A 23,493-nucleotide genomic window follows, 5' to 3' on the forward strand; every position below is an offset into this window, starting at 1 on the left:
AAGGGATCAGCCCTTCAGGCTCCGCACAGCGACTTAGGGGTTGGTGGTCCCGAGGGTGAACGTCAGGGTCTTCGTGTAGCTGCCGGTGCGCAGCGGCTCGTCGGCGTCGATGGCCTGCTTGAAGGTGATCGTCGACTTGCCGTTGGAGACCGGGTCGCTCCAGGTGTTCGGCGCGATCGCGACCTGCAGCGGGTTGCGCAGGGTGCGGGTGCCGTTGGCCAGCTTGCCCGGGTCAGAGACCGTGAGGGCGGCGTCGGCGGCGCTGGAGACGACGTTGGCCGTCGCGGACGCCGTGTACTCCTTGGCGACGCCCGGGACGAACGCGCCGAACGTCGGGTTGGTGCCCAGCGTCAGTGCGAGCGTGGCCGGGACCTCGGCGCCCACCTCGGCCGTGGCGACCGCGGTCGGCGTCGGCTGCGGGGCGGCGGCCGAGTCGAGGACGAGCAGGTCGATGCCGCCGAGGAAGTCGGTCGACGCCTCGTTCTTGCCGACGACCTTCATCGTGAGGACGTGCTTGCCCTCGGACAGGGCGAGTGGGCCGAGGAGCATCGGCTGCGCGACGGTGATCGCCGGCGCGTAGAGGTCGTAGGTGCCGCCGATCTGGCGGCCGTCGACGAACAGCTGCACGATGCCGAAGTTCGGGCCCTTCACGAGCGACGCGGAGACGCCGTACGTGTCGCCGTCCTCGACGTCGAGCGGGAACGACGCGCGGCTGCCGTCGCCGTTGTGGTTGTCGAACTGGGCGTAGGACTGGCTCGACGTGCCCGCCTGCGAGACGCGGCGGATGATCGAGACGGTCGCCGTGCCGGCCGTGACGCCGGCGAAGGACTCCAGGTACGGGGTCTGCTGCTCGACCTCGATGAGCTGCAGGTGCGCCTGCGGCGGGTCCTCGACCGCGCGGGCGTTGTGGAAGGCGACGAAGACGGCGGCAGCGGCCGCCAGGCCGGCGATGGTCTTGTACATCACGCGTCCTTAAGGCCCGGGTTGCCGGCTTCGACGACGAACGACTTCTTGGTGGTGATCGGGGCGCCCGGACGCTTGACGTAGGGCACGACCTTGTAGTCCGCCTGGCACTTCTGCTGGTCCAGGGAGACCTTCACGTAGCCGCGCTGCTGGTTGTTGAACTTGATCCAGGGGTTCTCGGTCAGGCGGGCGGCGTTGGACGTGTCGCTGCCGTCGCCCGTGGTCGAGATCGAGGTGCCGATGAACTCCGAGCCGAGGATCTTCGAGTCGGCGTTGCGGAAGTCGCGCAGCAGGTTCGCGGCCCAGTTCTGGTGCACGTCGCCGGTGATGACGATCGGGTTCGCGATGTTGCGCGTGTCGATGAAGTCCAGCAACTTGTCGCGCGAGACCTTGTAGCCGTCCCAGGCGTCCATGTTGTAGGACTCGCCCGCCCCGTTGGTGTTGTCCATCTGGGCCATGAAGACCTGCTGGGCGAGGATCTGCCACTTCGCCGGCGAGGCCTGCAGACCGTCGTAGAGCCACTGCTCCTGGGCGGCGCCGGTGATCGTGCGCGCCGGGTTGGAACGGTCGTCGCAGCCCGCGCGGTTGCCGTCGCCGCACGCCTGGTCGGAGCGGAACTGACGCGTGTCCATGACGTGGAACGTCGCCAGGTTGCCGTACTGGGCGCGGCGGAAGATCTGGATCGCGTTGCCCGACGGGCGCGCCGCCTTGCGCAGCGGCATGTGCTCCCAGTAGGCCTTGAACGCCGCGCGGCGGCGGCGGGCGAAGAGGTCGAGCGGCATGCCCTCCTCGGGCGTGTTCTCGGCCCAGTTGTTGTCGACCTCGTGGTCGTCGAAGGTCACGAGCCACGCGAAGTTCGCGTGCGCGGCCTGCAGGTCCGGGTCGGTCTTGTACTGCGCGTGGCGCTCGCGGTAGTCCTGCAGGTTGACGATCTCGTGGTTGGAGTTCGCCCGCACGTTGCCGCCGGTGGCCGTGTACGAGTTCGAGTCGTACTCGTAGATGTAGTCGCCGACGTGGATCACGAGATCCAGGTCCTCCTGCGACATGTGCTTGTAGGCCGTGTAGTAGCCGTGCTCGTACTGCTGGCAGCTCGCGAACGCGAAGGCCAGCGCGCTCGCCGCGCCGCTCGGGGCGGTCTTGGTGCGGCCGGTCGGGCTGATCTCGCCGCCCGCCTTGAAGCGGTAGAAGTACTCGTAGCCGGCCTCGAGGCCCTGCGGCTCGGCGTGCACCGAGTGCGCGTCACCGTACGTTGCGATCTCCTCGCCGCGCGCGACGACGTTGGAGAAGTTCTCGTCCTTGGCCACTTCCCACTGGACCGGGATGGCCTTGTCGGGCATGCCGCCGTTGCCGGCCAGCGGCGACGGCGCGAGACGCGTCCATAAAACGACGCTGTCCGACGTCGGGTCGCCCGACGCTACACCGAGCGTGAACGGGTAGCCCGTGAACCGCGCGGGCGCGGTGCGTGCCTTGGCGAACGGGAACTGCGTGGCGGCTACGGCGACCCCTGCCGAGCCTGCCACGGTCAGGAACTTGCGTCGGGACAGGGAATGACCCTGCCGACCCCCTCCGGGTTTATCCATGCCCGGGAGCCTTTAGATTCCGCTCATCTCCGACGTTGCCTGAACGTAATCTGAACGTGAAGAACCGGTGACTTCCGCGGACCGGCGCCGCGACCACCGGCGCCGGTCCGCGTGTCCCCCTCCCGGATCACGCCCGTTGGCGGCGGAGCATGTCCTGCGCGGCGTCGGCGCGATCCTGAGCGGCTCGGTACACGGCGTAGCCCTCGGCGCCCGGCTCGTCACGCCAGCACGCGTAGGCCGCCGCGGCCTCGGCCTGCGCGTCGCGCCACGCGTAGCGGAGTTCGTCGTGGATCCAGGTGCTCGGCACACCGGCTCCAGCCAGCCGGCGGCGCATCTCCTCGATCTCGCGATACAGCACCGAGGTCGCGTCCTCCTCGCTCATGCCCGGCAGTGTCCGAAATCGGTGTGAACCCGAGCGAAACGGCCCGCACCGGAATATGCTCGGATGAGCGGAAGCTGAAAGGACGAGACGTGCATGTCGAGGTCATACGGGCCAAGCTGCGGCCTCCCCCGGCGCCGCAGCGGTGTGTGCGCCGTCCCCGCCTCGAGGCCCAGCTCGCCGGCCTGATCGAGCGCCATCCGGCGCTCGTGGTGGCCGCGACGGCCGGGGCCGGCAAGACGACCGCCGTCGCCGCCGCGGCGGCGACGCTCGACCGCGAGCTGGCGTGGCTGACGCTCGACGCCACGGATGCCGCGCCGGGCCGGCTCGTCGGTTACCTCGAGGCGGCGCTCGCGGCGCGGCTGCCGCACCTGGAAGGCGTCGCGACCGACGCCCTCGCGGCGCGGATCCCGCACCCCGAAGCCGCGGGCGTGCTGGCCGAGGCGATCGGCTCCGAGCGCGTGCTCCTGGTGCTCGACGAGCTCGAACGGCTGGACTCCTCCCCCGAGGCGTGGGCGGTGATCGAGGCCCTGCTGCGGTACGCCGGCGACGGCCTGCGCGTCGTGCTGATCAGCCGCCGCGCCGTCTCGCTCACGCTGCGCCGGCCGCTGCGCCTGCCGATGCTCCCCGAGTCGGCCCTCGCGTTCACCAGGGCGGAGGCGGCCGAAGCGCTCGCGGCGACCGGGGCGGACGACATCGATCCGGCGATGGCCGTCGAGGCGACCGGCGGCTGGGTGACCGGTGTGCTCTTCGAAGCCTGGCGCGTGGACGAGCACGTCGCGGGCGCCGGCGGCGAGGCCGACCCGCTGCACGGGTACCTGTCCGACCACATCATCGAGACGCTGGTGCCGGAGGACCGCGCGTTCCTCGTGGCCACATCGGTGCTCGACGAAGTGACCGCGGCCCGCGCCCGCGCGCTCGGGCGCCGCGACGCCGCCGCGCGGCTCGCGTCGCTGCGCGCCCAGCACCTCCCCGCCGTCTGGCGCGACGACGGCCGCGTGCTGCGCTGTCACCCGCGCTTTCGCGAGTACCTCCTGGAGCTGCTCGAGCGCCACGGGGTCGAGGAGGTCGCGAGCCGGCGCCTGAGCTACGGCCACCTGCTCGCCGAGGAGGGGCGTGTCGAGGAGGCGATCGAGCAGTTGCTCGCCGCCGGCGCTCCCGAGGACGCGCTCCCGCTGGCCGAGCGGGCGATCTTCCCCGTGATCGACCGGCTCGACTTCGCCGTCGCCGAGCGCTGGATCCGGCAGATCCGCGACGTCATCCCCAGCGGGATCTCGCCGCTCGTGATCGCCGAGCTGATGCTCGCCCTCGGAGTCGAGGACTTCCGCCGCGGCGCCGCGCTCGCCGACGAGCTGGCCGAGCGAGGGCTGCGCGCCACCGTCGCCCCCGCCGCCGCGGTCCTGATGATGCTCTGTTACGCGCACGTCGGCCGGCTGGACGCCATGGCGGCGGTGCTCGCCGAGACCGAACCCGGGCCCGAGGCCGAGGTGCTGCGGTACTACATGACGATCTACGGCTCGGACGCGCCGGCGCCGCGCCCTCCGCTGACCGGCGGTCCGCTCGACGCGCTGGTGCTCGCCGTCGACTACGGGTTCGGGCGCTTCGCCGAGCTGGTCGCCGGGCGCGCCGGCGGGTGGGTGAGCGCGTGGGCGCAGCCGTGGACGATCGCCGCGCTGGCGAACATCGGCCACACCGAGCAGGCGCTCGAGCTCTACGACACGATGCGCGCCCGCGGGCTGACGAGCGCGTCGCTGGACGCGTCGGTCGGCCCACACGTCCTGGTCAACGTCGGCCGGCGCGAGGACGCGCTCGCCGCGATCGAGCGGGGGCGCCGCGCCGCCCGCGCCGGCGGGTCGATCGTGTACGAGGAGCTGGCGAGCATGTCGGAGGCGCGGCTCGCCCTGCGCCTGGACCGCGACCCGGCGACCGCCCGCGCCGTGCTCGACCGGCTGCGGCGGCGTGAGCCGACGAGCCGGCTCGGGTACCTCGCCGAGCAGGTCGACAGCTGGTACGGCTACGCGCTCCTGCTCCAGAACTCGACCGACGCGGCGCTGCTGCGGCTGCGGCGGGCGGTCGCGAGCATGCTCCGCAGCGAGCGCGTCCACGAGCTGCCGACGGCCGCCGTCTACCTCGCGGAGGCCGAATGGCGCGCGGGAGACGAGGACGCGGCCGACCGCGCCGCGGACGTGGCGCTCGAGGCGTCGCGGCTCCAGGGCTCCAATCACATGCTCCTGCAGGCGCTGGCCGACTTCCCCGCGGTCGTGACGCGCCGCCTGGACGCCGAGCCGGCGGCCGATTCGCCCTGGCACGAGCTCGGCCGGTCGCTGATCGCGCAGGGCATCGCGATCGGCGCCTCGGTGGCGACGTCGACGCTGCTGATCGAGTTCGGGCGCTGCGGGCTGCTCGTCGACGGCGAGGAGCAACGTCCGCGGATCGCCAAGTCCTACGAGCTGCTCGCCTACCTCGCGACCAGGCGTCCGCCCTGGCGCGCCGAGCGCGAGGCGCTGCTCGACGCGCTCTTCGAGGGCCGGGCCGACGACGCGGCGCGCGCCTATCTGCGGCAAGCGGTGCGGTGGCTGCGACACGCGCTCGGCGAGGAGCGTGTGACCGTCCAGGACGGCGTGGTGCGGGTGCTCGGCGGCGACGCGATCGCCACCGAGTCGCTGCGCTTCGAGGCCGCGCTCGCCGAGGCCGCGCGGTTGCGCGGGGACGACCGCCGGACGGCCACGCTGCTCGCGCTGGAGGTCATCGCCCGCGGCGAGTACCTGCCGGGCGTCCGTTCCGAGTGGGCGGAGGAGCGCCGGCGGCGGCTCGCGGAGCTCGCGACGGACGCGCGCTACGAGGCGGCCGAGCTCGCGTTCGCCGCCGGCCGGCTCGCGCAGGCACGTGCGCTGGTGGAGAGCGTGCTGCGCGCCGACCGCTTCCGGGAGACCGCCTGGCGGCTGAGCATGCGCCTGCTCAGCGGTCTCGGCGACGAGGACGGCGTCATCCGGGCCTACCAGGAGTGCGAGCGGGCGCTCGCCGAGATCGGCGCCGTGCCGAGCACGACCACCCGCCAGCTCCTGATGAGCCTGCGCCGCTAGTCAGGCCAGCTGAACGCCCACGGGTCGCCGTGCATGATCATGGAGGTGAGCGTTCCGAGGGCGTACGGCTCGTCGGGGGCGAAGACTCTGAGCTCGTGGGCGAGCAGCGCCGCGTCGTCGGGGTCGCGCGGCGGCGCCTGGACGTGCATCACAAGGCCGCCGGGCTCGAGCGTGACCGGCACGGCGCCGAAGCGCTCCTCCCAGGAACGCGCCACGGCGGCCAGCTGCGTGTCGGTGTAGTACTCGGTGTCGATCAGCCCGCCCAGCACGGACAGGACGTCGGCCGGGCGGTTGACCGGGACGAGCATGATCACCGCGGACGCCGGGGCGTGCACGCCCGCGAACGGGTCGGCGTCGGTGCGGGCGACCGAGCCCGAGCCGGGCGCGAGCCGTTTCACCTCGTCGTTGTCGGCGCTGAGCGTCGCCATCACGTCGACCCGGGCGGCCGCGTCGGGATCGGTGACGCGCCTGAAGTAGCCGTCCGGCGACTCGCCCTGGCCCGCCCAGAGGATCGGCCACAACCCGGTGCGCGGGAACTGCGCCGCGAGCCGGCCGGCGAGGACGTACGGCTCCTCGACGGCGTTGTCGGTCGCCCAGTAGGAGGCACAGCGGCTGCCGTGCGGCAGCTTGACGCCGCCGACGACGGCCGCGCCGTCCGCGGGCAGCTCGCCCGTCCTGGGGGCGAAGTACGGGATCGGCGCGGCGGGCGCCGCGGCCTTGCGCCGGGGCGGGGGCTTCGGGTGCTCGGCGCTCTCGCATCCCGGCGAGGGCGGCATCGGCTGCGGCGTCGAGTCCGGCACCATGTGCCAGGTCGCGCTCGCGCACACGTCGCGGAACGCCTCCTCCGGGAACTCTCCGCCGACCTGGTTGGCGGCCTGCTCGCCCTCGTGGACCATCCGGTCGCAATCGGGCTTGGAGCTGCCCTGGGGTGTGGGCGCAAAAGCGAGAAAGGCGGCGACCCCGGCACCGCCCAGCACAAATCCAACCTGCTTGGCGTTCACGCCCCTTTCATCGACGCGGCCCGGCGCGACTTGAGGAAGCTTTGCTCAATGGTGTTGGCGGTCTGCTCGAGTGCGGCGTCGTAGGCGGCGGTGGCATCGGCGTCGCGGCCGAGCCGGGTCAGCAGATCGGCGCGCACGGCGTGGAAGCGGTGGTAGCCGTCGAGGTCGAGCGCGTCGATCTCCGCCAGTGCGACGGCCGGCCCGGCGGTCTCGGCGAGGGCGATCGCGCGGTTGAGGCGGACGACCGGCGTGGGCGTGAACGTCAGCAGCAGGTCGTAGAGCCCCAGGATCTGGTCCCAGTCGGTGGGCGGCGGGTCGTTGTGGACGGCGTTGATCGCGGCCTGCAGCTGGTACGGGCCGGGCTGGTCGCGACGCAGCAGACGGCGGAGGATCGCGCGCCCCTCCTCGAGCTTGACCGCGTCCCACAGGGAGCGGTCCTGATCCCCGAGCCGCACGAGCGCGCCGCCCGCGGTGGTGCGGGCGGCCCGGCGCGCGTCGATCAGCAGCATGAGGGCGAGCAGGCCGAGGACCTCCGGCTCGTCGGGCATCAGCTCCGCCAGCAGGCGGCCGAGCCGCAGCGCCTCGTCGCACAGCTCGCCGCGCACGAGCGCTTCGCCCTCGCTGGCCGCGTACCCCTCGTTGAAGATCAGGTAGACGACGGCCAGGACGGTGGTCAGGCGCGCCGGCAGGTCGGCCTCGCAGGGCACGCGGTACGGGATGCTCGCGTCGCGGATCTTGCGCTTGGCGCGCACGATCCGCTGGGCCATGGTGGCCTCCGGCACGAGGAACGCGTGCGCGATCTCGGGCGTCGTCAGCCCGCCGAGCAGCCGCAGGGTCAGGGCGACCTGCGCGGGCGCGGCGAGTGACGGGTGGCAGCAGGTGAAGATCAGCCGCAGGCGGTCGTCGCGCACTGGACCTTCCTCCTCCGTCGCCGGCTCGCCGGCCGCAAGGTCCGCCGCCGCGCGTTGCTTGTCCTCGCGCGCCGCCTCGCGCCGGAACCGGTCGATCCCGCGGTTGCGCGCCGTGGTGATGATCCAGCCGGCCGGGCTCGGCGGAAGCCCGGTCTGAGGCCAGCGCCGCACGGCTTCGGCGAACGCGTCCTGGACCGCTTCCTCGGCGGCGTCGATGTCACCGAAGACGCGGACCAGGACCGCCACCGCGCGGCCGTACTCCTCGCGGAAGACACGGTCGATGTTCACGCGACCGGGCGCACCTCGATCGGCAGCGTCGTCGCATCGGCCACCTTGCCCGCCCACACGAGCGCGGCGTCGAGATCTCCCGCCTCGATCAGCGTGAAGCCGCCGATGTGCTCGCTCGCTTCCACGTACGGGCCGTCGGTCAGCAGCGTCTCACCGTCCTGCCGGCGCACGACCGTGGCCGAGCTCGCCGGATGCAGCCCGGCCGAGAAGACCCACACGCCGGCGGCCTTCATCTCGTCCTGCAACGCGTCGACGGCCGCGATGATCGGGTCGAGGATCTCCGGCGCGGGCGGCTCGCCGTCGGGCTGGATCACGTTGAGCAGATACTGGGGCATCGTTCGCTCCTTGTCGTAGAAGGCTTGCACCCTCTACACGAACGAGGATCCCCTAGATCGACACGGGCAGCCGGAAGCGGACGCGGGTGCCGATGTCGGCGTCCTCGAGCCAGATCCGGCCGCCGTGGGCCTCGACGATGGCGCGCGAGATCGCCAGGCCGAGCCCGGCCCCCGGATCGGTGCGGGCGGCGTCGCCGCGGAAGAACGGCTCGAACACGCGCTCGCGCTGATCGGCGGAGATGCCGAGGCCCGTGTCGGCGACCTCGACCTCGACGCCGCCGTCCACGCCTTCGGCGCGCACCGTCACGCTGCCGTCGGGCGGCGTGTGATGGATCGCGTTCTGGATCAGGTTGAAGAGCACCCGCTGCAGCTGCTCGTGGTTGCCGACGCTGGGGAGCGGCGCCTGCAGGTCGGCCTGGACGGCCACGCTGCCCGCCTGCGCCGTCGGCTGCATCGCCTCGACGGCATCGTGGACGAGCAGGTCCAGGCGCACGTCCTCCATCGTCCACGCGAGCTCCTTCGCCTCCAGGCGGGTCAGGTCGAAGAGGTCGTCGATCAGCGCGCCGAGCGCGCGCACGTGGGTGTTCATGCGGGCGGCGTACTCGCGCCGCTTGGCGTCCTCGACGACCTCGTCGTCGATCGCCGTGGCGAGCAGGCGGAGCGCGGTGATCGGCGTGCGCAGGTCGTGGCTGACGGCGGCGAAGAGCTCCCGCCGCATGCGCTCCTCGCGCGCGACGTCGTCGAGCGCGCGCTGGACGACCGGGCGGGCGATCAGGTAGACGAGCGCGGCGCTGAAGCTGACGAGCAGGATCGTCATCAGCGCGTCGTGGCCGGAGACGAACATCAGGTCCACGAACAGCGCCACCGTGGCGGCCAGCGCGGCCAGGCCGAGCGCGGCGATGGCGGCGAACTGACGTCGCAGGCTGCCGCCGATCGCCGCGCCGGCGAGCACCGTGAGCACGCCGACCGGGGCGACGATCGCGAACGTGATCCACGCGCCGTGGGCGTCGTAGGCGACCAGCACGACCAGCGCGACGGCCGCCGCGAGCGCGAGCGCGAGGCTCAGGGAGCGAAGCGGTATCCGACGCCCCATACCGTCTCGATCCAGCGCGGATGCTCCGGATCGGCCTCGAGCTTGGTCCGCAGCCGCCGGATGTGCACGGTCACGGTCGAGGTGTCCGTGTAGAACGCGTACTGCCACACGTGGTCCATCAGCTGCTCGCGGGTGAACGCCTGCTGCGGGTGGCGGGCGAAGAAGAGCAGCAGGTCGAACTCGCGGGCGGTGAGCTGCACGTCCTCCCCGTCGCGGCGCACGGCGCGGGCGGCGGGGTCGATCTCGAGGTTCTCGAAGCGCAGCGGCGGCGCGCCCTCGGCGACGTGGGGCACCCGCCGCAGCACGGCATCCACCCGCGCGACCAGCTCGGCGGGCGAGAACGGCTTGACCACGTAGTCGTCGGCGCCGAGCCGCAGCCCGATCACGCGGTCGGCCTCCGCGCCCTTGGCGGTGAGCAGGATCACGGCGCTCTTCTCGCGCACACGCCGCATCACCTCGAGGCCGTCGAGGCCCGGCAGCATCAGGTCGAGCACGATCAGGTCCGGGACGCGCTCGTTGACGGCGTCGAGCGCGGCGAAGCCGTCGGACGCGACGCGGGTCTCGTAGCCGGCGCGCTGCAGGTAGGCCGAGACGACCTCCCCGATCGTGGGCTCGTCGTCGACCACCAGGACGGATCCGCGGACGTGCATCTGGCTCCATTGTCGCGTGGCCGGGCGACACGTTACGCGCAGTTCAGGGAATGTTCAGACCCGATGCCCGCGCGCCCCGACGTGATCGACGAGGACCTCGAGCCCTTCGCCGGGGAGCTGACGTCGCAGTTCGAACTCGAGGACGCGCTCGTCGGCGGCGACTTCACCGAGGTCCGCGCGGCCGGCGGGCGGTTCATGCGCTCGCGGCTGGACCGCGCGGTGTTCACCGGCTCGCGGCTGCGGTCGGTGGCGTTGATCGACGTGATCGGGAGCGGCTGTGAGCTCTCGGGCGCGGACTGGACGAGCGCGCGTCTGCGCCGCGTCGTGTTCGAGGGTTCGCGGATGGCGGGGGCGCTGTTCGCCGACGCCGAGCTCGACGACGTCGTCTTCCGCAACTGCAAGCTGACGCTGGCGAGCTTCAATTCCGCGCGGCTGCGCGAGGTCGTCTTCGAGGGGTGCGAGCTCGACGAGGCGTTCCTCGGCCGCGGCACGATGCGCGCCGTCCGCTTCGACGACTGCCGCCTGCGCCGCGCCGACTTCACCGGCGCGTCGCTCGCGCGGGTGGACCTGCGCGGGTCAGAGCTCGACCCGGCGGGCGACGTGAGCGGCCTGCGCGGTGCGATCATCGACGGCGTGCAACTCGCCGGCCTCGCGGGCCATCTGGCCCGGGCGGCCGGCATCACCGTCACAGACGACTGAATGCCCACAGAGAACCTCGATCACCGCCGCGTCCTGGTGGTGATCAGCGGGCTGATGCTGGTGATGCTGCTGGCGTCGCTGGACCAGACGATCGTCTCGACCGCGCTGCCGACCATCGTGAAGGAACTCGGAGGCCTCGAGCACCTCTCGTGGGTGGTGACCGCGTACCTGCTGGCGGTGACCGCGGTGACGCCGCTGTACGGCAAGCTCGGCGACCTGTTCGGGCGCAAGATCGTGCTGCAGGGCGCGCTCGTGCTGTTCCTCGTCGGCTCCGCGCTGTGCGGGCTGGCGCAGGGGATGACGGAGCTGATCGCGTTCCGCTTCATCCAGGGGCTCGGCGGCGGCGGGCTGATGGTCAGTGCCCAGGCGGCGGTCGGGGATGTCGTGGCGCCCGCCGACCGCGGGCGCTACACCGGGCTGTTCGGCGCCGTCTTCGGCGTCTCGTCGGTGGCGGGGCCGCTGATCGGCGGGTTCATGACCACGCACATCTCGTGGCGCTCGATCTTCTACGTGAACCTGCCGCTGGGCGTGGCCGCCCTGGCGGTGCTGGCGGTCACGCTGCCGAGCATGACCGAGCGCCGCTCGCACAAGATCGACTACCTGGGCACGCTGCTGCTGGCTCTGGGCCTCAGCTCGATCATCCTGCTGACGACGCTGGGCGGGAACACGTACGACTGGAACTCGCCCGCGATCGTCGGCATGGGCGTCTTCGGCGTCGCCTGCATCGTGGCCCTCACGTTCGTCGAGCGCCGCGCCTCTGAGCCGATCCTGCCGCCGGCCCTGTTCAAGAACCGGGTGTTCGTCGTGACCAGCGCGGTCGGCTTCGTCGTCGGCTTCGCGCTGTTCGGCGCGCTCACGTTCCTCCCGCTGTTCCAGCAGACGGTGCGCGGGCTCTCGCCGACCGCGTCGGGCCTGCAGCTGCTCCCGGTGATGGGCGGGCTGCTGGTCACGTCGATCGTGAGCGGGCAGGTGATCGCGCGCACCGGCCGCTACAAGGTCTTCCCGATCCTCGGCACGGCGGTCGCCGCCCTCGGCATGTATCTGCTCTCGTCGCTGGACGAGACCACGTCGACGGGCGTCGCCGCCTTCCACATGCTGATCCTCGGCCTGGGCCTCGGGATGGTCATGCAGGTGCTCGTGCTCGTGGTCCAGAACTCCGTGCCCTACGACATGCTCGGCGTCGCCACGTCGGGTTCGACCCTGTTCCGCTCGATCGGCGGCTCGCTCGGCACGGCGATCCTGGGCGCGATCTTCTCGGGCCGGCTGGCGGCCGAGGTCGCGAGCGGGGACACCCAGGTGCACGCGTTCACCGACGCGCTGCACGTCGTCTTCCTCGTCGCCGCCGGCGTCGTCGTGATCGCGTTCGCGCTGAGCTGGCTGATCCCCGAGCAGCGCCTGCGCAAGACCGTCGACGCCACCGTCGTCGGCGACACGATCGGGGGCCCGGTCGACACGGACTCGTTGCGCGAGCTCACCCGCTGCCTGAGCCGCGAGGCGGGCCGCGACCGGACACTGGCGTTCATGCGCGGCGTGGTCGAGCGCGCCGGCGTCGACCTCTCCCCCGGCGCCTCGTGGGCGCTGCTGCGCCTCGGCGCCCCGGAGGCGCCCTCGGTCGCCGAGCTCGCGGCGCTGCCACACGTCCGCGCCGACCGCCTCGCCGCGGCCCTGGGCGAGTTGCGCGACGGCGGACTGCTCGCCGGAGACCACGTCACCGCGGAGGGCACGGCGCTGCGCACGCGGTTGGTCGCGGCGCGCACCGACGGACTCCGCGAGCTCGTCGCGGAGTGGGAGCCGGACAAGTTCCCGGAGCTGGACGGTCTGGTGCGACGCCTGGCCGACGAGCTCGTGCCGGTCCCGGCCTGACTCACAGCAGCTCGAGCCGGCGGGCGGCGCTGACCGCTTCGTCGCGCGTGGAGGCGCCGAGCTTGCGCCGGATCCGTTGTCCGTGCGTGCGGACGGTGTTCAGCGACAGGTAGAGCCGGTCCGCGATCTCGCGGTAGGTCAGATCGCTCGGAAGCAGCTCGAGCACCCGCAGCTCGGCGGTGCTGAGCGTCTCCCCGTCCCCTGGATCGAGCGCGGGCGCGGCGGGCGTGTCGCGGATCTCGAGCTCGAGATCGCGGATCAGCTCGACCAGGCTCGGGACACGCGCCCCCGCGAGCTGTTCCCGCGCGGCCTCCAGCGCGTCCTCGGCGCCGCCGGGATCACCGGCGCGGGCACGGGCGATGCCCAGCCACAGCAGCGCGTGGGCGATCTCGATGCGGTCGCCGCCGATCCGTGCCAGTGCGGCCGCTCGCTCCAGACGCTCCTCAGCTCGCTCGACCTGCCCACGCCCCAGCAGGACGATCGCCGCCGGCACATGCGCGTGGCCCTCGAGACCGCGCGTGGTCGCGATCTCCAGTGACTGCTCCGCGAGCCGCTCGGCCTCGTCCAGCTCACCGCGGCCCGCGTGCAGCTCGGCCAGCAGCGCCATCGCCAACACGCGGCGCACGTCCTCTTCGCCCGCCGCCGTGACGTCGAGGTAGGCGCGCAGGCGTCGCTCCGCCTCGGCGGTCGCGGCGCTGAAGAACAGGGAGACGCCGAGGAACAATGAGTCCGGCACGGCGTGGCGCGACCCGTCCGGGCGCAGGTCGAGCGCCAGGCGCCCCAGCCGCACGGCCTCGCCCACACGCGCCTCGCCGAGCGCGAGCATCGCGCGCTGGCGGGCGATGCCGGCCCGCAGCTCCGCGCGCCGTGGCGCGTCAGGCTCGGCGTCGGCCGCCTGCTCGGCGCGGCGGAGCCAGGGCTCGACCTCGTCGATGCGTCCCACCGCGCGCGCCATCGCGCTGCGTGCCAGCAGCAGCTCCGGGTACTCGGCGAGCGTCGCCGCCGGCAGCCGGTCGATCCACCCGAGCGCCCGGTCGCCGAGGCCGCCGCTGTAGAGCGCGAGCCAGTTGCGCTGGAGCGCGTCGGCCGCGAGATGGACGTGGCCCGCGAGCACCGCGTGGTCGATCTCACCGCCGAGGTCGTCGTGGCCGGCGAACCACGCGCTCGCGCGCTGGTGCAGGTCGCCCACGAGCTCCGGCGCGTGGCGCTGGAGCCTGCGCACGAGCATCTCCCGGAACATGTGGTGGTAGCGGTACCAGCGCCCCTCGGCGTCCAGCGGGACCAGGAAGAGGTTGCGGCGTTCCAGCTCGGCCAGGATCGCCGCGCTGTCGGCCCGCTCGGCCACGGCGTCGCACAACGGCCCCGAAAGGCGCTCGAGCACCGAGGTCCGCATCAGGAACTCGCGCGTCCCGGGAGCCTGCCGGGCCGCGACCTCGTCCCAGAGGTAGTCGCTCACGAGGCGGTCGCCGGCGTCGCGCGGCGATTGCGCGACGAGATTCAGGCCCGCCACCCAGCCTTCCGCGCGGGCCTGTACGGACGCGAGCTGCTCCGGGTCGAGGTTGAGCCCGTTCGCGCCGTTGAGCAGCGCGGCGGCCTCCTCGTCGCTGAAGCGCAGTTGCGGTGCCCGCACCTCGTTGAGCTCGCCCCGGGCGCGCAGGCGGCCGAGCTCGAGCGGCGGGTCATGGCGGCACGAGAGCACCACGTGCACGTCCGGATCGAGGCGCTCGAGCAGGTAGGTCATGCCGGCGTGGACCGCCTCGTGGGTGATCTGGTGGTAGTCGTCGAGGACCAGCACGAGCGGCGCGTTCACCGGGCTGAGCGCGTCGGCGAGCACGGGCAGCACCTCGTCCGCCACCGAGACGCCCGGGGCGCGCAGACGGCGTGCGGCGGTCCCGGCGAACTCCGGCGCGGCCCCCTCGATCGCGGCGACGACGTACGCCCAGAAGCGCGTCGGCTCGTCATCGCCTTCGTCCAGTGACACCCACGCGAACCGCGCCGTGCCGGTCAGGCCCCACGCCGCGAGCGCGCTCGTCTTGCCGAATCCGGTCGGGGCCGAGACGAGGGTCAGCCGCCGCCGGCGGCCGGCCTCCAGCGCGCGCAGCACCCGACGCCGGACCGCCTGGCCGCGGCGGGGCTCGGGGATCAGCAGCTTGGTCCGCGGCGCGGCGAACTGGTCCGTGGGCATGCCGCGCCTACACCCCATCGCCCATCGCCTCGTCCTCGCCGAGCGCGAAGCCGCGCGCGTACTGCGCCGCGAACGCCGCGTCGCCGAGCGCCGCGCGCGCCTCGGACAGCTCGCGCTCGTGCATGTCGGTGACCGACGCCCACGCGGGCGCGCCGATCCGCTGGTGGACCGCCGCCGACGCGCCCGCGAGGCGGGCGGCGTCCTCCCAGCGCGCCTCGAGCGCGAACACGGCCGACAGCCCGGCGAGCGCCTCGGCGAGCGTGAAGCGATCGTCGAACTGGCGCGACAGCGAGACGCATTCGAGGAACTGCCGGCGGGCCGCGTCCGCGACGCGGCGGGCGAGCGCGAGCCACGCGTGGTCGATGAGCGGCTGGACGAGCCGGCGGTCGTCGCCGTGCCGGCGGCGCAGCTCGATCGCCTCCACGAGCCGCGCGTCGGCCTCGTCGAAGCGGCGGTGCACGAGCGCGTACCAGCCGAGCTCCGCCAACGCCGCGGCCATCCCGTACGGGTCGTCGGCGTCGCGGAAGCGCTCGAGGGCCTCCGCCGCGACGGCCTCGGCCCGCGTCCAGTCGCGCGAGCGCTCGCACGCACCTGCCAGGCACAACAGCGCGTCCGGGATCAGCGCCGGATCGCCCGCGTCGTGCGCGGCCGCCACCGCCGCCTCGCACAGGCGTGTCGCATCCGGCTCGCCGACCAGCGCCGCGCGCAGGCCGAGCGCCGCCATCGCGGCCGCCTCCGTCTGACGGTCGCCGGTCTCGCGGGCGACCGCCACAGCGGTGCCCAGGCGGTCCTCCGCCTCCGCGAAGCTCGCCTGCGAGAGCGCGAGCCGCCCGTCCCAGTAGAGCCCGACCGCCGCCGGCTCGGCTTCGAGCGCCTGCATGGCGTCGGCGAGCCACCCGCGGACCTCGTGGACGTGCGCGTCCCACGGCAGCGCACGGGCGAACGCCACCGCCACGCGCAGCGCGTCCGCGGGTGCGCCGTCGCGCAGCAGCCATTCGAACGCGAGACGGATGTTGCCGCGCTCGAGCGCGAACCGCTCGAGGCGGTCGCGCCGGTGGTCGCGGTCGGCCGCCGTCTGCTCGCAGTAGGCGAGGAACCACTGCGCGTGGCGGCGCTCGACGTCGCGCAGCTGGAGGCGTTCGGCGGCGTACTCGCGGATCGTGTCCAGCAGCGCGTACCGGGGCTGCCCGTCGGGGCCGACGCTCACCTGGACGAGCGACGCCTTGTCGAGGATCGAGCTCAGCACCGCCTGGACGCCGGTCCCCAACAGGCGGCCGGGGTTGCAGATGGCGTCGACCGCCTCCAGCGACGCGCCACCCTCGAAGACGGTCAACCGCGTCAGCAGCGTCCGCTCGCGCACGTCCAGCACGTCCCACGACCAGTCGAGCGTCGCCCGCAGCGAGCGCTGGCGGGCGGGCAGGTCCCGCGGGCCGCTGGTCAGCACCGCGAGCCGGTCGTCGAGCGCGGTCAGCAATGCGGGCAGCGACAACAGCCGGGCGCGGTCGGCGGCCAATTCGAGCGCCAGCGGCAGACGGTCGAGACGCGCGCAGATCCTGTCCACGACCTCCGGTCGCTCCATCGCGGGGTCCCAGCCGGGGCGGGCCGCGCCGACGCGCGCGACGAACAGGGCCGCGGCATCGTGCGGCGGGAGCGGCTGGACCGGGTAGACGTGCTCGGCGGTCACCCGCAGCGGCGCGCGACTCGAGACCAGCACCTTCAGGTTCGGCACCGCGGTCAGCAGGCGCCCGACCTGGCCGGCGTCGTCGACGAAGCGCTCGAAACCGTCGAGCACGAGCAGCGCCGCGGCGCCGCGGGTGGCGAGCCGCAGTTGCTCGGCCAGCTGCTCCGCGGTCGCCGCGACGACGTCCAGCGCGGCGGCCGCCTCGGCGACGAGCACGCCGGCGTCGTCGGCGCCGTCGAGGGTGACGTGGACGGCGCCGCCGGGGAAGTGCGGCACGGCGGCCTGCGCCGCCTCCTGCGCCAGCCGCGTCTTGCCGACGCCGCCGGGACCGACGAGCGTGATCAGCCGCACGCCCGGCCGCTCGAGCAGCTCACCGATCTCGGCGAGCTCCCGCCCACGGCCGATCGTAGGGTTCGCGGGGCACGGGAGCCGCACGTCAGCCAGCTCCCCGACCGTCAGCAGTTTGTGCTCCGCGCTCATCGCCGCCCCTACCGGTGTGAAGCGAGCCTAACATCGCGACGGCGGTTGGTCGAACGATGCGCCGGCCCGAAGTGACGGGCCGGCGCAGATCGTTGGCGGGATGTTCAGCGAACGGTGATGTTGACGCGGGTCTCCTCATGGGTGCGGGAGCGCTTCGTGACCGTCTCCGGTTCAGCGATCACCAGTTGGTACGTGCCCGCCGCGAGCGTGCCGGCGCGGAGGCGGATCCGTCCGTCGCCGACGCGGCCCTTGGCGACGGCGCGGCCCTCGCGCAGGAGCGTCGCCGTTCCCCGCCGGGCGGCCGGCCGAGCGCCCGTCACCTTGCGGGTCGTGCAGGTCTCACCGGTGCACAGCTCGAGGCCGAACGTCGCCCGGGTCACCGGATTGGGCACCAGCGCGCGGCTCGCCGCCGCGGCGGTCGGGACCACCGCCTTGCAATGGTCGGTGTACTCCTGATCGGTCATCGGCTTCTTGTTGGAGATGTAGCGGATCGTGGAGTCCTGGTTGGGCAGCACGTAGCCCGGGAAGGAGACGTCGATGTTCGAGACCGCGATGACGCTGATCCCGTCGGTGACATAGACGCTGCCGTTCGCGTTGGCGCTCGGCACGCGATAGGTGGTGTAGCCCTTCCACCCCGGGACGACCGTGACCTCGTTGGTGACCTCGGCGGCGGTCGACGTCGACCCCGCCTGCTTGCTGAAGGCCTCGAACTCGGCCGAGCTGTCGGCCAGGCCGATGAGGCCGAGCGAGAGCTTGAGCTTGAGCGTCTCCTGGACGCTCGTGGACTCCTCGCGCTCCTCCTCGAATCCCGTCGCCGCCTCGATGTTGGCGTTGGCGATGCCGGGATCGGTGCAGTTGTACGCGGCGTCGCCGATGATGCGCTCAGGTCCGTAGTCGCCCGTGAACTTGCCGTTGGTCACCCATTGGCAGTTCTTGATGTCGTCCCCGCAGAAGGTCGTGAGGATGTCGGCCGCTGCGCCCGGGCTGGCCTTGGAGTCGATCGTCTTGGACGGCGCGGGCTGGGCGAACGCGGCGGGCGCGGCCGCCACCGTCAGCACCGCGGCGAGCGCGGCCATCGCAATGTGCTGCTTCATGCCTTCCCCCGGCTCACGTGGTAGTGGATGAGGACGCGGTCGACCTTGCGGCGGTCGCCGCCTTCGTGGGTGAAGTGGAAGACGGTCTTGACCGCTCGCGGACCGTTCATCGAGCGCACCGAGCACGTCGACTGCGCGACGTAGCGGACGCACTTGGCGTTCGGGTACGCGGCGCGGACCTTCGCGTAACTCGAGCCGACGCCGACGCCCTTGCTCGTGACCTCGCGGCCGCGGTAGATCAGCGTGTGGGCGCGACGGTTGCCGCCGAAGACGACCGTCACCTGCGGGTACCACCAGGTCCCGCGGCGTCCCTCGCGGGCGCTGCAGGCCGGATCCATGATCCGGCAATCGACCGCTTGGGGAGACTTGAAGCGCGGCTTGCCGAGTCGCTTGGCGATCTGCGCCTCGGTCTGGCCGAGTTCGATCTCGCGGACGCCGTGACCCAGGTTCAGGCGGGCCGCGGCTGCGGCGACGGGAGCCGGCTCGGCCGGGGCGACGCTCGCCGCCTTGGCCTTCGGCGCCGCCGTGGTCGCGGTCGCCTTGAGCGCGCGGCTCGGGTTGCAGTTGTCCGCGATCTCGTCCGCGGTCATGGCGCGCGTCCGGGTCGTCACGTTGAACGCGGGCGTGAGCGCGTCGCGGCTGATGCCGCTCTGCGTCTGGCTGAAGTTGTAGATCGTGTACTTCGCGCCGCCGAACGTGACGGTGAGCGTGCCGGTGATCGCGGCTTCGGTCGGCGCCACCCACACGTCGCCGACGCTGTTGTCGGGGACGTAGATCCTGGTCGTCCGCGTCTCGGTCTTCGTCTGCCCCCAGTCGTGGTCGGCCTCGACCCCGAACGAGACCTCGTTGCCGACGATGTCGAACAACTCGAACTCCGCGCTGACGGTCAGGCCGCCGCCGACGGTCAGCGTGGCCGACTGCGCCGCCTTGTATGAGACCTCGAACCAGTTCGGCTCCGACTTGTCCTCACCGGGTTCCGTGACCCCCGCGCAGTTCAGCGACTCGCCCGCCTTGACCGCCTGGCCGTTGCGCCACGTCGCGGGTCCGTCGCCCTTGAAGCTGCAGGTCGTGCCGGGCGCGTTCGAGCAGAGCGCGTTGAGCATGTCGGCCAGGTTCGGGGCCTGCGTCGCGTCGAGAATGTAGTCGCCGCCGTTGACTCCGAAGGTGACATCGAGGTTGTACTGGTCGGCGTGCACCCAGTTGACCTCGTTGTTCGGCGTGCGCGCGACCGACGGTCCGGACGACAGCTGCACGCGCGGGTCGTAGGAGTCCTCCGGCGGCGCGACCGTGTTGTAGACCTGCGCCACAGGCCCCGTCACGTTTCCCCAGAAGTCCTCCGCGTAGGTCTGTGACAGCGCGAACGTGACGTACTCGGGCCCGTTCGCCGCGTCGACGCGGTACGTGAAATAGCCGTCGTAGTAGTCCGTGAACACCCATGCGGCGAGGCCGCCCCCGGTGATGCTGTACGGCCGCAATACGTACACGAAGAACTGGCCCGGCTTGACCGTCTGCGGGAATCCGCCGCCCTCGCCGGTGAACCCGCACGCCTGGCCGGGCTGAGCCTGGTCGCAGTTCAGCGAGGTGCGACGCACGAACGTCCACGTGTATGGCGTGAGGTTGTTGATCTGCCCCCACATGCTGCCGTTGTCGCCGACACCGCCGGTCGCCGCCGCGGGCGAGGCCGAGCCGGCCGCGGCCCAGATCACCACCACGGTCGCCGCGAGGGCGAAGCGCTTCGCCGCCCGTCTCATGGCCCCCACCCGTCAATCGGAATGCTCTTCATGGGGCGGCGATGCTGGGGTCCGGTAGTGGGGTGGGTCAACCCTTCCCAGGCCGGATCACCGGGGTGATCTCACCCCGGCAGGAGAATCACCCCGGGGTGACTCAGCGCAGCGTCGCGCCGTCGGACGCCGAGCCGACGAGGCGGCTGTAGCGGCCGAGGACGCCGGTCTTCACGCGTGGCTCGGGAGCCTCGAAGGCCGCGAGCCGCGCTGCGAGCTCCTCGTCGTCGATCGCCACGCTGAGCTCGCCGGCGTCCACATCGACCGTGACCAGCTCGCCCTCGCGCACCACCGCCAGCGGCCCGCCGCGCACCGCCTCGGGCGCCACGTGGCCGACCATCAGGCCGCGAGTGGCGCCGGAGAAGCGACCGTCGGTGACGAGCACGACGGACTCGCCCAGGCCGGAACCGACGACGGCGGCGGTGACGGCGAGCATCTCCCGCATGCCGGGGCCGCCGGACGGGCCTTCGTTGCGGATGATCAGCACGTCGCCGGGCACGATCGCGCCCGCGCCGAGCGCTTCGATGCAGTCGTCCTCGCGCTCGAAGACGCGCGCGGGACCGGTGTGGCGGCGCTGTTCGACGCCGGAGATCTTCGCCACCGCGCCGTCCGGCGCGAGGTTGCCGCGCAGGCCGCGAAGCCCGCTCGCCGTCTTGTACGGGTCATCGGCGGAGAACGTCACCGTGCCGTCGGGGGCGGGGGCTTCGGCGACCGCCTCGGCCAGCGTCCCCCCGCCGGCCACCGGTGCGGCGCCGTCGACCAGGCCCGCCCGCGCCAGCTCGCGCATCAGGACCGGGATCCCGCCGACCTCCTGCAGCTCGGTCGCGACGTACCGGCCGCCCGGCGTGAGGTTCGCGATCACGGGCGTCGTCCGCGCGCGTTCGGAGAGGTCGTCGAGGCTCAGCTCGACGCCCGCCTCGCGAGCGATCGCCAGCAGGTGCAGGATGCCGTTGGTCGACCCGCCGGACGCGGCGATGCCGGTCATCGCGTTCAGCAGCGCGCCGCGGGTGAGGAACGTCTTGGCGCCGGGCGCGCCGTCCTTGACCAATTGCACCGCGCGCTCGCCGACGTCGGCGGCGGCGCCGCGACGCGCGTCCAGCTCATCGGCCGCGACCATCGTGCTCCCCGCCACGGCCAGGCCGAGGAACTCCAGCGCCAGCCCCATCGTGTTGGCGGTGAAGTGCCCAGCGCACGTCCCCGGCCCCGGGCAGGCGCTGCGCTCCAGCACGTCGAGCTCCGCCCGCTCGAGCTTGCCCTGCCGGCGCGCGCCGACCGCCTCCCAGACCTCCTGGATCGTCGCCCGCTCGCCGCGCCAGTGCCCGGCGCGCATCGGCCCGCTGTAGATCACGTACGCCGGCTTGTCCAGCCGCGCGAGCGCCATCAGCGCCGCGGGCACGGTCTTGTCGCAGCCGACGATGCAGACCAGCGCGTCGAAGTCGTGCGCGATGTCCATCAGCTCGATCGAGTCCGCCATCAGCTCGCGCGAGACCAACGACGCCCGCATGCCCGGCGTCGCCTGCGTCTGGTTGTCGGACACCGCGATCGTGTTGAACTGCAGCGCGACCCCGCCCGCCACCGTCACGCCCTCCTCCACCGCCGCCGCGAGGTCGCGATGGTTGAGGTTGCACGGCATCGTCTGGGTCCACATCGAGGAGATCCCGACGATCGGCCCGTCGAGCCGCTCGGGATCGATCCCCATCGCGCGGAAGTGCGAGCGAGCGCCGGCGCGCTCGTCACCGTGTGCCAGCTCGGCGCGCGCCCGCTTGCGTGCCGCGGCGGTCTTCTCGGAGTCGGAGCTCATGCCCGGGACATTGACGCCCCGAGGTCGATCGTGCGGTCGAGCTTGACGGCCTCGAGCAGCTCGCGGTCGTGGGTGACGAGCAGCAGCGTGCCGTCGTAGGCGTCCAGGCCTGACTCGAGCTGCTCGATCGCGGGCAGGTCGAGGTGGTTCGTGGGCTCGTCGAGCACGAGCCAGTTCGCCCCGCTCGCCATCAGGAGCGCGAGCGATGCGCGGGTGCGCTCGCCCGGCGACAGGCTGCGCGAGTCGCGGCCGACCTCGTCGCTCTCGAGGCCGAACTTGGCCAGCAGCGAGCGGGCGTCCTGCACGGTCATCTGGCTCTGGGTGACGAACGCGTCGAGCAGCGTGCCGGCGCCGTCGAAGCCCGCCCGCGCCTGGTCGAGCGTGCCGATGCGGACGCCGGGGCCGATCCAGCGCCTTCCGCCGGCGAGCGGCAGCCGGCCGGTCAGCGCGTCGACGAGGGTCGTCTTGCCCGCGCCGTTGGGACCGACGAGCGCGACCCGTTCCCCCCACGCCAGCTCGAGGTCGAGCGGTCCGAGCACGAAGCTCCCCCGCCGCATCACCGCGTCGTCCAGCCGAACGGTGACGTCGCCGGAGCGCTCGCCGCCGCCGAAGCGCAGCTGCAGCTCCCACCGCTTCCACGGCTTCTCGACCACCTCGAGCCGCTCGATCGCCTTCTCGGACGCGCGCACCTTGCCCGCCTGCTTCTCCGAGCGCTCGGCCATGTGGCGGCGGACCGCCTTGTCGGGCTCCGAGCCCTTGGCGTTCTTGGCCTTCTTGACGCCGACGGCCGACCACTGGCGTTGCGTGTTCACGCGATCGGTCAGCCGTTCGCGCTGGGCCGTGTAGTTCTCGAAGCGGGTCTCCGCGTGGCGGGCCGCGGTCGCGCGCAGCTCGAGGTACCCCGCCCAGCCGCCGCCGTACTCGGCCGCCGTGTGGGCGATCTCGTCGATCTCGAGCACGCGCGTGACCGTCCGGGCGAGGAAGGCGCGGTCGTGGGAGACGATCACCGCACCGCCGGGGCGCTCGGCGACGAAGCGCTCCAAGCGCGCCAGACCGTCGAAGTCGAGGTCGTTGGTCGGCTCGTCGAGCAGCAGGACGTCGAAGCGGCTGAGCAGGATCGCCGCCAGCGAGGCACGGGCCGCCTGGCCGCCGGAGAGCGCGACGGTCTCGAGGTCGAGCAGCTTCGGGTCCAGCCCCAGGTCGCGCAGGACGGTCTCGGCCCGCGGGTCGAGGTCGGCGCCGCCGAGCTCCAGCCAGGCCTCGAAGGCGGACGAGTAGTCGTCGAAGGCCTCGGGGTCGGTCGCCATCCGCGCGGTGGCGTCCTGGACGCGCGCGTCGGCCGCGGCGACGCCGGTGCGGCGGGCGAGGTAGTGCTGGAGCGTCTCGCCGGGCGCGCGGTCGGGCTCCTGCGGGAGATAGCCCGCCGTGCCGGCGGTCAGCTGGACGGTGCCTTGATCGGGCTGGTCGACGCCCGCGAGCAGGCGCAGCAGCGTCGACTTGCCGGCGCCGTTGGGACCGATGACGCCGAGGACGTCACCCGGCGCGACGGTGACCGACACGCCTGCCAGGATGGTTCCGGCACCGTGGGCCTTGTGGACATCGCGCGCGATCAGCGTTCCAGCCATG

The 23,493-nt window shown here is 72.8% G+C and carries 17 protein-coding genes; 3 read left to right on the plus strand and 14 right to left on the minus strand.

Annotated elements, in window-relative coordinates; translation table 11 throughout:
• Window positions 1–33 precede the first annotated feature (33 nt).
• The 3 genes from G569_RS62630 to G569_RS0115350 form a co-directional block, all read right to left on the minus strand.
• Entirely contained in the window at window positions 34–963 is a 930-nt protein-coding gene (locus G569_RS62630; protein ID WP_028064048.1) for a hypothetical protein, read from the minus strand.
• A complete protein-coding gene (locus G569_RS62635) occupies window positions 963–2,483 on the minus strand; it encodes an alkaline phosphatase D family protein (RefSeq protein WP_064750364.1) in 1,521 nt (506 codons plus the stop codon). Before G569_RS62635 ends, G569_RS62630 begins: the two co-directional genes overlap by 1 nt.
• 187 nt (window positions 2,484–2,670) lie before the next feature.
• A complete protein-coding gene (locus G569_RS0115350; protein WP_028064049.1) occupies window positions 2,671–2,925 on the minus strand; it encodes a hypothetical protein in 255 nt (84 codons plus the stop codon).
• Between the two features lie 146 nt (window positions 2,926–3,071).
• Here G569_RS0115350 and G569_RS0115355 point away from each other — a divergent pair, with 146 nt between their 5' ends.
• Window positions 3,072–6,005: an ATP-binding protein gene (locus tag G569_RS0115355; RefSeq protein WP_028064050.1), complete on the plus strand. Its 2,934-nt coding sequence runs from the start codon at window positions 3,072–3,074 to the stop codon at window positions 6,003–6,005.
• On the opposite strand, the gene G569_RS58070 is transcribed toward G569_RS0115355, so the two are convergent.
• The 5 genes from G569_RS58070 to G569_RS0115380 are packed head-to-tail and all read right to left on the minus strand — an operon-like array spanning window position 6,002 to window position 10,283.
• Window positions 6,002–7,006: a DUF4253 domain-containing protein gene (locus tag G569_RS58070; protein ID WP_157592066.1), complete on the minus strand. Its 1,005-nt coding sequence runs from the start codon at window positions 7,004–7,006 to the stop codon at window positions 6,002–6,004. The genes G569_RS0115355 and G569_RS58070 overlap by 4 nt on opposite strands.
• On the minus strand, window positions 7,003–8,205 hold the full coding sequence (locus G569_RS0115365; RefSeq protein WP_028064052.1) for an RNA polymerase sigma factor: 1,203 nt from the start codon (window positions 8,203–8,205) through the stop codon (window positions 7,003–7,005). Before G569_RS0115365 ends, G569_RS58070 begins: the two co-directional genes overlap by 4 nt.
• On the minus strand, window positions 8,202–8,540 hold the full coding sequence (locus tag G569_RS0115370) for a YciI family protein (RefSeq protein ID WP_028064053.1): 339 nt from the start codon (window positions 8,538–8,540) through the stop codon (window positions 8,202–8,204). The genes G569_RS0115365 and G569_RS0115370 overlap by 4 nt, the downstream gene beginning before the upstream one ends.
• A gap of 52 nt (window positions 8,541–8,592) precedes the next feature.
• Window positions 8,593–9,633: a sensor histidine kinase gene (locus G569_RS48755; protein WP_053226418.1), complete on the minus strand. Its 1,041-nt coding sequence runs from the start codon at window positions 9,631–9,633 to the stop codon at window positions 8,593–8,595.
• On the minus strand, window positions 9,603–10,283 hold the full coding sequence (locus G569_RS0115380) for a winged helix-turn-helix domain-containing protein (RefSeq protein ID WP_028064054.1): 681 nt from the start codon (window positions 10,281–10,283) through the stop codon (window positions 9,603–9,605). The genes G569_RS48755 and G569_RS0115380 overlap by 31 nt, the downstream gene beginning before the upstream one ends.
• Before the next feature lie 63 nt (window positions 10,284–10,346).
• Between G569_RS0115380 and G569_RS58075 the strand changes: the two genes are divergently transcribed.
• Window positions 10,347–10,982 carry a pentapeptide repeat-containing protein gene (locus tag G569_RS58075; protein WP_053226419.1) on the plus strand — a complete coding sequence of 212 codons (636 nt, stop codon included), beginning with the start codon at window positions 10,347–10,349 and terminating at the stop codon, window positions 10,980–10,982.
• Window positions 10,983–12,845: an MDR family MFS transporter gene (locus G569_RS48765; protein ID WP_037496915.1), complete on the plus strand. Its 1,863-nt coding sequence runs from the start codon at window positions 10,983–10,985 to the stop codon at window positions 12,843–12,845. It abuts the gene before it with no gap.
• Window position 12,846: 1 nt separating this feature from the next.
• Here the strand turns inward: G569_RS48765 and G569_RS0115395 are convergent, their stop codons facing one another.
• The 6 genes from G569_RS0115395 to G569_RS0115420 form a co-directional block, all read right to left on the minus strand.
• Window positions 12,847–15,030, minus strand: a complete 2,184-nt coding sequence (locus tag G569_RS0115395; protein WP_028064055.1) for a winged helix-turn-helix domain-containing protein — start codon at window positions 15,028–15,030, stop codon at window positions 12,847–12,849.
• A 7-nt stretch (window positions 15,031–15,037) separates the two neighbouring features.
• Window positions 15,038–17,191: an ATP-binding protein gene (locus G569_RS0115400; RefSeq protein WP_028064056.1), complete on the minus strand. Its 2,154-nt coding sequence runs from the start codon at window positions 17,189–17,191 to the stop codon at window positions 15,038–15,040.
• 104 nt (window positions 17,192–17,295) lie between these two features.
• Window positions 17,296–18,285 carry a hypothetical protein gene (locus G569_RS0115405; protein WP_157592067.1) on the minus strand — a complete coding sequence of 330 codons (990 nt, stop codon included), beginning with the start codon at window positions 18,283–18,285 and terminating at the stop codon, window positions 17,296–17,298.
• Window positions 18,282–20,036, minus strand: a complete 1,755-nt coding sequence (locus G569_RS0115410; RefSeq protein ID WP_028064058.1) for a hypothetical protein — start codon at window positions 20,034–20,036, stop codon at window positions 18,282–18,284. The genes G569_RS0115405 and G569_RS0115410 overlap by 4 nt, the downstream gene beginning before the upstream one ends.
• Window positions 20,037–20,169: 133 nt before the next feature.
• Window positions 20,170–21,867, minus strand: coding sequence for a dihydroxy-acid dehydratase (locus tag G569_RS0115415; RefSeq protein ID WP_028064059.1), 1,698 nt, complete (start codon window positions 21,865–21,867; stop codon window positions 20,170–20,172).
• Window positions 21,864–23,492, minus strand: a complete 1,629-nt coding sequence (locus tag G569_RS0115420) for an ABC-F family ATP-binding cassette domain-containing protein (protein WP_028064060.1) — start codon at window positions 23,490–23,492, stop codon at window positions 21,864–21,866. Before G569_RS0115420 ends, G569_RS0115415 begins: the two co-directional genes overlap by 4 nt.
• Window position 23,493: the final 1 nt, after the last annotated feature.

The sequence above is a fragment of the Solirubrobacter soli DSM 22325 genome, assembly GCF_000423665.1.
Classification (GTDB): domain Bacteria; phylum Actinomycetota; class Thermoleophilia; order Solirubrobacterales; family Solirubrobacteraceae; genus Solirubrobacter; species Solirubrobacter soli.

Bases quoted from the DNA above. Each gene is read 5' to 3' on its own strand.
- G569_RS62630 (WP_028064048.1), bottom strand. From the start codon at position 963: ATGTACAAGACCATCGCCGGCCTGGCGGCCGCTGCCGCCGTCTTCGTC.
- G569_RS0115350 (WP_028064049.1), bottom strand. From the start codon at position 2,925: ATGAGCGAGGAGGACGCGACCTCGGTGCTGTATCGCGAGATCGAGGAG.
- G569_RS0115370 (WP_028064053.1), bottom strand. From the start codon at position 8,540: ATGCCCCAGTATCTGCTCAACGTGATCCAGCCCGACGGCGAGCCGCCC.
- G569_RS48755 (WP_053226418.1), bottom strand. From the start codon at position 9,633: ATGGGGCGTCGGATACCGCTTCGCTCCCTGAGCCTCGCGCTCGCGCTC.
- G569_RS0115380 (WP_028064054.1), bottom strand. From the start codon at position 10,283: ATGCACGTCCGCGGATCCGTCCTGGTGGTCGACGACGAGCCCACGATC.
- G569_RS58075 (WP_053226419.1), top strand. From the start codon at position 10,347: ATGCCCGCGCGCCCCGACGTGATCGACGAGGACCTCGAGCCCTTCGCC.
- G569_RS48765 (WP_037496915.1), top strand. From the start codon at position 10,983: ATGCCCACAGAGAACCTCGATCACCGCCGCGTCCTGGTGGTGATCAGC.
- G569_RS0115395 (WP_028064055.1), bottom strand. From the start codon at position 15,030: ATGCCCACGGACCAGTTCGCCGCGCCGCGGACCAAGCTGCTGATCCCC.
- G569_RS0115400 (WP_028064056.1), bottom strand. From the start codon at position 17,191: ATGAGCGCGGAGCACAAACTGCTGACGGTCGGGGAGCTGGCTGACGTG.
- G569_RS0115405 (WP_157592067.1), bottom strand. From the start codon at position 18,285: ATGAAGCAGCACATTGCGATGGCCGCGCTCGCCGCGGTGCTGACGGTG.
- G569_RS0115410 (WP_028064058.1), bottom strand. From the start codon at position 20,036: ATGAGACGGGCGGCGAAGCGCTTCGCCCTCGCGGCGACCGTGGTGGTG.
- G569_RS0115415 (WP_028064059.1), bottom strand. From the start codon at position 21,867: ATGAGCTCCGACTCCGAGAAGACCGCCGCGGCACGCAAGCGGGCGCGC.
- G569_RS0115420 (WP_028064060.1), bottom strand. From the start codon at position 23,492: ATGGCTGGAACGCTGATCGCGCGCGATGTCCACAAGGCCCACGGTGCC.